The organism is uncultured Nitrospira sp. (genome assembly GCA_902500695.1).
GTDB lineage: Bacteria > Nitrospirota > Nitrospiria > Nitrospirales > UBA8639 > Nitrospira_E.
Window position 1 is genome coordinate 1 of record CABVRQ010000038.1, and the last position, 2,736, is coordinate 2,736.

Here is a 2,736-nt window from a genome sequence, read left to right on the forward strand (position 1 = left end):
CCGAATTTTTTCAATCGACTTCTCAGGGTGCTGGGATGTAATCCCAGATGCTTAGCCGCCCCTAATGGGCCATCAATCCTCCATTCACAGGCCGCTAAGGCTTGTAGAATTCGAGTGCGCTCCACGTCTTTCAATTGAGTGGGCGGCAGGGCATCCATGCCATGTCCCCGTGAAGGCAACAATGATTCCTCCACATGCACGACCGACGATTGGGAAAGAATCATCGCTCGTTCGATCACGTTTTTGAGTTCCCGTACATTCCCCGGCCATGGATACTGAATGAGCAATTCCATTGACTGGTCATCGATATCCTGACAATTTCGTCGAAATTGCAAACGATTTTTTTCCATAAAATGTCGCACCAGGAGGGGAATATCGTGCAGACGTTCCCGGAGAGGAGGCACAACAATCGGAAAGACATGCAATCGATAATATAAGTCGGAACGAAAACGCCCCTCGGCAATCGCCTTGCTTAAATCGCTATTGGTCGCGGCGATGATTCGGACATCGACATCCTTCCCCTCGATACTGCCCACTCGTTCCACAATCCCATCTTGCAAAACCCTCAGGAGTTTCGCCTGTGCTTCAATTGGCATCTCCCCGATTTCATCTAGAAACAAGGTGCCATGATGGGCTAATTCAAACTTGCCGGGCCTTCCATTTTCTGCACCGGTAAACGCGCCTTTTTCGTGGCCGAAAAGTTCGCTTTCTACCAGCCCTGACGGTAACGCCGCACAATTGACTCGAACAAAGGGTTTATCTTTTCTGGGGCTCAACTCATGGAGTAGGCGGGCTAACAGTTCTTTTCCTGTTCCCGTTTCACCCATGATGAGCACTGAAGTCGTGGTGGGGGCAACAGCCTGAGCCAGGTCCAGGACGTTCTTAAATTTTTGACTGTTGCCGACCATCGCTCCAAAATCGTGGCTAACTTTGATTTCTTCCAGGAGGTAGGCATTTTCACGAGTGAGTTGTTCTTTCAGATGGTTGATCTCTTCGTAGGCCCGCACCAGATCAACGGCAAAGGCAATTTGGGTCGCCACCTGGCATAAAAACAAAACATTTTCCGGATCAGGTTCTCCAGATTCCACACTGCCGATATTCAGAGACCCGAAGCAATTATCCCCGACAATCAAGGGAATATTGATCATTCTGCCTAAACCCTCTTCCTGGTAATACGCATCTTCTAAAAATACGGGATTTTTTTGTAAATGTGGTCGTATATGGAGACGACGGTGACCATACACCCATCCCATGGCACTTCCTTCTCGAGGGATAATGGCATCACATTTCAACTTCACCACAGGCATACTCGTTTCCACCGCGTAGAACCGAAAGGCATCTATATCCTGGTGATACAACGTAATACCCGCGCGTTCCCACGAGATCACCTTTTTTATGTGTCCCGTAATGGCTTTCCACAGATCTTCCGTATTCCGCTGGGAATTTAAGACATTCGTAACTTCCAGCAAGGTTTGATAAAAGTGCCGGCCAACTTGATCGGTTTGGTGAGTCATTTCGAATTTCATGACTAATCCCCTCACACACACTTAAACATAAGTACGGAGGATGGTGACTTTACGGTAATTTTTTCAGCACGGTCATATTTCTTGGAATACGGTAGGCTACTACCAGGAAAGCAACCACCCAACCACTATTGAAAACCCTTGGTTAAAACTGGAATATCATTTGAAAAATCTTGAAAAGAAAAAGTCAGTCATGGGCAAAATTTATAAAGCTTAATTTTTCAAAAAGAAATAGCAATTTCTTAGCCATCAACCATTGAGTTGTCGCATATTAAAACCTATTTTCCTTGTCATAATTGTCGCCTCACCTGAACTAAAATTAAAGACCAATTTATTTTACTTTTCAATAGCTTAATGATTCACTCGACCCGACCGCCCATTATATCATCCAGGCAGTGTAATGACCTGTTCTAATTAAGGAAATATTATTAAAAAAACTTCATGTTCGAACCTAAGAATTGAGCGGAAACGCACCGAGATGACGTGCTTAATCGCACGCCTATCCTTCTATGGATCTCCATAACTCTGGCCTTTTATCATAGCTCTTTGCTTAGGCATTACCTTGGTCGGTATCGCTGGAAGGAACTCTGCCGATCCCTTTGCCACATGAGGCAACTTGGGGCCTTTCACGTCATCAGGGTGGGAAAGGGATCCAAGCCCATGGCGGTCGAAAATACTTAGCAGAAAAAAAAATGCCTGACCCTTAGGTCAGGCACAAGAACAATACAGTGAAGGATCTTATTCTTTCTTAGGGAACGGGAAATCCCACAAATCTCCCCGTTCCCCAGAACGCCATTAGGCATTTTTTTAGCATTTACAACTCAATCATTCAGTGGACGACTACTTCGTCAGACTGGCTTGATCAGATTGTCTATAATGCCAAGCGATTCTCTCATTTAAAAGTTCAGAATTCCCTTTCAACGTCGAGGCAATAAGTTTCATGGAATTTCTCTGAATCCCCTTCGGGTCGAAGTGTGGCTTTTTTTCAAAATGGGCTATCCGCGTTTCCATTTGCTGAACGCGGCTCTGTAGAGCTTGGACTTCTCCTTCTTTTGCTTTTGCCGCAGTCATATGATCTTGAATCGACCAACCCTGGGTCTCCATTCTCCAGGCGGAACTTTGCTCTTGACCGTTATCACTAGCCAAGACAAATTGTGGAAGGCCTAGAAGCATACCCACAAGAAAAACTGAAATAATCATTTTGTTACTCATA

The 2,736-nt window shown here is 45.3% G+C and carries 2 protein-coding genes; both read right to left on the reverse strand.

Going from position 1 to position 2,736, the window contains the following annotated elements; translation table 11 throughout:
* On the reverse strand, positions 1 to 1,526 hold a 1,526-nt coding region (locus AAH187_RS10940), incomplete at its 3' end, for a sigma 54-interacting transcriptional regulator (protein WP_342348492.1).
* Between the two features lie 837 nt (positions 1,527 to 2,363).
* Positions 2,364 to 2,736 (reverse strand): hypothetical protein (locus tag AAH187_RS10945; protein ID WP_342348493.1); only part of this gene is annotated, 373 nt, incomplete at its 5' end.